4 protein-coding genes are annotated in these 6,415 nt (G+C 57.9%); 2 read left to right on the forward strand and 2 right to left on the reverse strand.

Features of this window, described 5'->3' with window-relative positions; translation table 11 throughout:
• Nucleotides 1–33 precede the first annotated feature (33 nt).
• Together PVZ80_RS29575 and acs are read right to left on the reverse strand one after the other, a co-directional pair.
• The gene (locus PVZ80_RS29575) at nucleotides 34–810 is read right to left on the reverse strand and encodes an ABC transporter substrate-binding protein (protein WP_009050329.1); all 777 of its coding nucleotides are present in this window, start codon (nucleotides 808–810) and stop codon (nucleotides 34–36) included.
• A gap of 707 nt (nucleotides 811–1,517) precedes the next feature.
• Complete coding sequence (gene acs, locus PVZ80_RS29580) at nucleotides 1,518–3,473, reverse strand: acetate--CoA ligase (protein ID WP_009050330.1); 1,956 nt, start codon at nucleotides 3,471–3,473, stop codon at nucleotides 1,518–1,520.
• A gap of 412 nt (nucleotides 3,474–3,885) precedes the next feature.
• Here acs and PVZ80_RS29585 point away from each other — a divergent pair, with 412 nt between their 5' ends.
• The gene (locus PVZ80_RS29585; protein ID WP_009050331.1) at nucleotides 3,886–4,149 is read left to right on the forward strand and encodes a DUF2790 domain-containing protein; all 264 of its coding nucleotides are present in this window, start codon (nucleotides 3,886–3,888) and stop codon (nucleotides 4,147–4,149) included.
• 873 nt (nucleotides 4,150–5,022) lie between these two features.
• Nucleotides 5,023–6,270, forward strand: coding sequence for a ribonucleotide-diphosphate reductase subunit beta (locus PVZ80_RS29590; protein ID WP_009050332.1), 1,248 nt, complete (start codon nucleotides 5,023–5,025; stop codon nucleotides 6,268–6,270).
• The last annotated feature ends 145 nt before the right edge of the window (nucleotides 6,271–6,415 follow it).

The following is a 6,415-nucleotide window of genomic DNA, read 5'->3' on the forward strand; positions in this document are numbered from 1 at the left end:
CTTGCGCCATCTCGGACTTGCTGACTCGACGATTTACTGGCCGTAAATGTCGAAATCGAAGTACTTGTCCTGGATTTGCTTGTACTTGCCGTTCTCACGAATGGCAGCGATCGCACCGGTGATCTTGTCTTTCAGCGCATCGCCCTTGCGTACAGCGATACCCACGCCGTCGCCGAAGTATTTGGTGTCGGTGAACGCCGGGCCAACGAACGCGAAGCCTTTGCCGGCGTCGGTTTTCAGGAAGCCGTCATTCAACAGGGTAGCGTCCGCCACGGTGCCATCGAGGCGACCGGCCGCGACGTCCAGGTAGATCTCGTTCTGCGAGCCGTATGGCTTGATCTCGGCACCCAGCGGAGCCAGCACTTCACGGGCGAAACGCTCGTGGATCGAACCGCGCTGCACGCCGATGTTCTTGCCCTTGAGCTCGGCCAGGCCGTCGCTGACCTGGGTACCGGCCTTCATGACCAGGCGCGCAGGGGTGTTGTAGTACTTGCCGGTAAAGTCCACGGACTTCTTGCGGTCGTCGGTGATCGACATGGACGACAGGATCGCATCGATCTTGCGCACCTTGAGTGCAGGGATCAGGCCGTCGAACTCCTGCTCGACCCACACGCACTTGACCTTCATTTCTTCGCACAGGGCGTTGCCGATGTCGTAGTCGAAACCAACGATGCTGCCATCCGGAGCCTTGGAGGCGAATGGAGGGTAAGCCGCTTCGATACCAATTTTCAGAGGCTTTTCATCGGCGAATGTCGGCAGGGAAAGTACGGAGGACAGTGCCAGGGCGCCAAGAAGCACGAGTTTCTTCATCTTAGGACTCCATCGGTAAAGGGCGAAAACGGCAGAGTGAGCGACAGCCCAATATGCGAATGGGTGGAACCTGATAGCGGTGCTGCGTCCTTGAGGACCTGGCCATGAACCCCATGCGGGTTTCCGGCAGGCTACGACGAGCGAGTGATCGGCATTCTAACGACAGGCCCGAAGCCGATATTTCCTCAATGCGACAACAAATTACAGAAGCACTGAGAAACCAGGTCGAGCACATTGACAGCTCTTCAAGTTTATGCAAGAGCAAAAGACGATAAACCTATCTACGTTGCAAATTGCGGGCCTATTATTCGCAAAGCCTTCTATTCCGGCAAGCGCAGCGTTATGACTTATTTTTTACAGGCCCCGAAAAGGCCCTGAAACGGGGCCTGGCGTTTCTCATTGCCCCGAATCCGGGCAGCGGGTTACACATTCCCTGCTGCCGGTAACATTCAGATACGCCTGATGGACATACCGATATTTATTCGATCGAAAAGCCGCTGCCTGTAGCCGCTGCCTGTAGCCGCTGCCTGTAGCCGCTGCCGCAGGCTGCGATATGGCCCGAAGGGCCTTTCAGGGCCTTCAAGAGCGCGTCTCCTGCGGAGCCGATCGCAGCCTGCGGCAGCGGCTACAGGAGGCGGCAGTAGCGCTCACAAAAAAGCCCCGCCCGGCACAAGGCCGGGCGGGGCTTTCACTGAGACCGATTCGCCTTAGGCGACGTTCATGGTCTTGTGGGTATCGACCAGATGCTGCACCACGCCCGGGTCGGCCAGGGTGGAGATATCCCCCAGGCTGTCGTATTCCGCCGTGGCGATCTTGCGCAGGATACGGCGCATGATCTTCCCGGAACGGGTCTTCGGCAGCCCTGGCGCCCACTGGATGACATCCGGCGAGGCGATCGGACCGATCTCCTTGCGCACCCAGTTCTTCAGTTCCAGGCGCAGTGCTTCGCTCGGCTCTTCGCCGCCGTTGAGGGTGACGTAGACATAGATGCCCTGCCCCTTGATGTCGTGGGGCACACCGACCACCGCCGCTTCGGCGACTTTCGGGTGTGCGACCATGGCGCTTTCGATTTCGGCAGTCCCCATGCGGTGGCCGGAGACGTTGAGCACGTCGTCCACCCGCCCGGTGATCCACCAGTAGCCGTCTTCATCGCGACGGGCACCGTCACCGGTGAAGTACATGCCACGGAAGGTTTTGAAGTAGGTATCGACGAAACGATCGTGGTCGCCATACAGGGTGCGCGCCTGGCCTGGCCACGAATCGAGGATCACCAGGTTGCCTTCGGCGGCGCCCTCGATGATATTGCCCAGGTTGTCCACCAGCGCCGGCACCACACCAAAGAACGGACGAGCCGCCGAACCCGGCTTGAGGGCATGGGCGCCCGGCAGCGGGCTCATCAGGGTCGCGCCGGTCTCGGTCTGCCACCAGGTATCAACGATCGGGCAACGGGATTGACCGACGTTCTTGTAGTACCAGTCCCAGGCTTCCGGGTTGATCGGCTCACCCACCGAACCCAGCAGGCGCAGGCTGCTGCCATCGGCGCCTTCGCAGGCGGCGCTACCCGAGGCCATCATGGCGCGGATCGCGGTCGGCGCGGTGTAGAGAATATTGACCTTGTGCTTGTCGACGATCTTCGCCACGCGGGTCACGTCCGGGTAGTTCGGCACGCCCTCGAACAGCACGGTGGTCGCGCCATTGGCCAGCGGGCCATAGACGATATAGGTATGGCCGGTGACCCAGCCGACGTCGGCGGTGCACCAGTAGATTTCCCCCGGACGGTAATCGAACACGCGCTCGTGGGTCAGGGCCGCATACAGCAGGTAGCCGCCAGTGGTGTGCTGCACGCCTTTGGGCTTACCGGTGGAACCGGAGGTATAAAGGATGAACAGCGCTTCCTCGGCGCCCATTTCTTTTGGCGCGCAGACGGTACCAGCCACCTTCATCAAGTCTTCGTACCAGATGTCGCGATGCTGGTTCCACTTGATCTGGCCATTGGTGCGCTTGCATACAATGACCTTCTGGATGCTGCTGGTTTCCGGGTTGGTCAGCGCGTCGTCGACATTGGCCTTGAGCGGAATCTTCTTGCCCGCGCGGATACCTTCGTCGGCAGTGATCACCACCTTGGACTTGCAGTCGATGATGCGGCCGGCCAGTGCTTCCGGCGAGAAGCCACCGAACACCACCGAGTGAATCGCACCGATCCGGGTACAGGCCAGCATGGCGACCACGGCCTCGGGGATCATCGGCATATAGATAGTCACCACGTCGCCGCGGTGCACGTCCTGGCCACGCAGGGCGTTGGCGAACTTGCAGACCTGCTCGTGCAGTTCGCGGTAGGTGATGTTGCGGCTTTCGGAAGGATCGTCGCCCTCCCAGATGATCGCGATCTGATCGCCGCGCTCGGCCAGGTGGCGATCCAGGCAGTTGTAGGAAACGTTGAGGGTGCCGTCGGCAAACCACTTGATATCGACATGGTGATCGTCGAAGGAGGTCTGCTTCACCGTGGTGAAAGGCTTGATCCAGTCGAGGCGCTTGGCTTGTTCGCGCCAGAAGCCGTCCGGGTTGACGACCGACTGCTGGTACATGGCCTTGTAGGTCGCCTCGTCAGTCAGCGTGTTGGCCGCAACCTCGGGACGAACGGGATACAGAGAAGCCGCACTCATCTTTCTTACCTCGGTGACATAGTTGTTGTTGTATGACCCCGTTGTAGCCGGGGCGGGCCTATAGAACCATTCGACGATGGTAGTAACAACCCCCGGCCAATCCCCCTGAAAAGTGCTTTAGCCCTTCTATTACGGTACTTGCAGCAGCTTCTGCGGCAAGTAGCGGACCGCTGCCAGGCCACTGGGGGGCGTTTTTGCCGGGATTGTTACAAAAACCGTCAATAGTGTTTATCAAAAGCACGCCTGTATAGCACCTACTCAGGCGCCTAAAATCAACCTCGCCAACAAGGCAATGTGATTAACCAAGTTACAGCCCCCACGAAGGCAGTTAATCCAGACTTCCACTCAAGTTCCACACGCAGCCCCACAAAGGCTGCGTGACCCCACACGACCTTAGAAAGGTGAAATCAAAATGAAAGCTTTATTAGTTCTGGCCCTCAGCAGTCTTTGCGCTACAGCAATGGCCGACGAGATCCCGACTGATGTCGCCAGCCAGCAACCGCCCGTAGAGGAATACTCTTACTCGTCCGACCTAGACATCGCCAAAGTTATCTCCATGAGCGAAGTTCCGAATGTATGCGAAGTTGTACCCGCGCGTATGGAATATGAAGACTCGAAAGGCCTGCGGCATATTCTGCAATACCGCGTCATGGGTAGCGGCTGCTCTAACGGCTGATATTCAAGTTGCTCTTCAAGTTCCAATAAGTGCCGGCCGCAAGAGCTCTTTCTTGCGGCAAAGATGGCCAGATGCACAACTGAAACCAGACGTGTTGCAAGCCATCGCCCAACGCAGTGCGACCACGGCCTTCGCACTCCCTTTTCTCATCTGTCGAGCCAGCTTGCGGGGAGCGTTTTTGTATCGCTCCGAGGGGCTTGATGGAGGTCCGCAAATGCTTTCTCGAGCGTCAGAAGCGACCTCGGATGGCAAGCCGGGACAGTAGTGTTTCAAAGGTCAAAAATTGACCATCCAACACAAGATGTAGTGGCAAAAGAGTTTTTTTGCTTATTTTTTGAGCAGAAACCTCACTCGACAATTTTCAGCAGAAATTGAACACAATCCTGTCTACCAAAGCCCCTACCCTTCCCTGTAAGTCACGTCCTACGGGGCTTGCAGAGCATCGCGCAAAATCTTCAACGCCTGCGATCAACTCGAGGCGGCAAAAACACGCCAAACGGGGTGAAAAAAAATCTTCGCCGGCCAAAGCCTTGTAAACCCTCGCTCCGCCGCGATAACGCCCCTCGCCGGCCGAATCGTGAGCCACTTCGTCGCACCACAGCGGCAAAAAAGTCCCTATAATGCGGCCTTAAAACGGGCCTGCAATATTCCCTTACAGGGATAAACAGCCAATCCGAAGCCAGCGCAGAAATCGACCCGGTCCTCTGTGCCCATAACCGCCTCGGAACTCCCGTACATATTTTTGTTTATTGCCTGCGTTAGCTGCTGCAACAAACGATTCCTTAAGATCCAACGCGGCCAGTTCGGCCGTGTGAAAAGCCAACCATCAGTTTTCACACGGGCATCTGGCCCTCACGCAGGAGACGACACGTCATGCTGAGCTGGGACGAATTCGACAAAGAAGAAGGCGAAGTCGCCGTTAAAGGCGCCAACGCCGGCCACGCTGCCGAAGCTGCCATGGACAAACTCGACAGCGCCGGTGGTGCCGCCGCTCTCGAAGCCCGCGCCGTAACCGCCAACGATTCTGCTGCCGTTGCCCGTGCCAAGGCCTCTCTGGACCAGCTCGACATCGCCGAAGGCCTGGCCGAGTTGGAAGGTGCTTCCGCCCGTGTCGCCGTCGATGAAAAGCGCATGATCAACTGCCGCGCCGACCTCAACCAGCTCGTGCCATTCAAATATGACTGGGCCTGGCAGAAGTACCTGGACGGTTGCGCAAACCACTGGATGCCGCAAGAAGTCAACATGACCGCCGACATCGCCCTCTGGAAAAACCCGGAAGGCCTGACCGACGACGAGCGCCGCATCGTGATGCGCAACCTGGGCTTCTTCTCCACCGCCGACTCCCTGGTTGCCAACAACCTGGTGCTGGCCGTGTACCGCCTGATCACCAACCCGGAATGCCGCCAGTACATCCTGCGCCAGGCGTTCGAAGAGGCGATCCACACCCACGCCTACCAGTACTGCATCGAATCGCTGGCCATGGATGAAGGCGAGATCTTCAACATGTACCACGAGATTCCATCGGTCGCGAAGAAAGCGGCTTGGGGCCTGAAGTACACCCGTTCGATCTCCGATCCGAAGTTCGAAACCGGCACCGTCGACACCGACAAAGAGCTGCTGCGCAACCTGATCGCCTACTACTGCGTTCTGGAAGGCATCTTCTTCTACTGCGGCTTCACCCAGATCCTGTCCATGGGCCGCCGCAACAAAATGACCGGCGTCGCCGAGCAGTTCCAGTACATCCTGCGCGACGAATCCATGCACCTGAACTTCGGTATCGACGTGATCAACCAGATCAAGATCGAAAACCCGCACCTGTGGGATGCCGAGATGAAGGAAGAAGCCACCCAGATGATCCTCCAGGGCACCCAACTGGAAATCGAATACGCTCGCGACACCATGCCGCGCGGCGTACTGGGCATGAACGCAGCGATGATGGAGGACTACCTCAAGTTCATCGCCAACCGTCGCCTGTCGCAGATCGGCCTGAAAGAAGAATACCCAGGCACCACCAACCCGTTCCCATGGATGAGCGAAATCATGGACTTGAAGAAAGAGAAGAACTTCTTCGAGACTCGGGTGATCGAGTATCAGACTGGCGGCGCGCTGAGCTGGGATTGATTCCGAGCTCCTGCCCTGTGCCGATCTCGATCTGAATCGGCACAACGAAAGATAAAAAAGCCCTGACTTGCTCAGGGCTTTTTTATGGTTCTTCACGGATTACCGGGAAAGACGCTCTTGATCTTCATGAAAAAGAATTCGCTAT

The organism is Pseudomonas sp. B3G-3, assembly GCF_028640915.1.
Classification (GTDB): Bacteria; Pseudomonadota; Gammaproteobacteria; order Pseudomonadales; family Pseudomonadaceae; genus Aquipseudomonas; species Aquipseudomonas chlororaphis_I.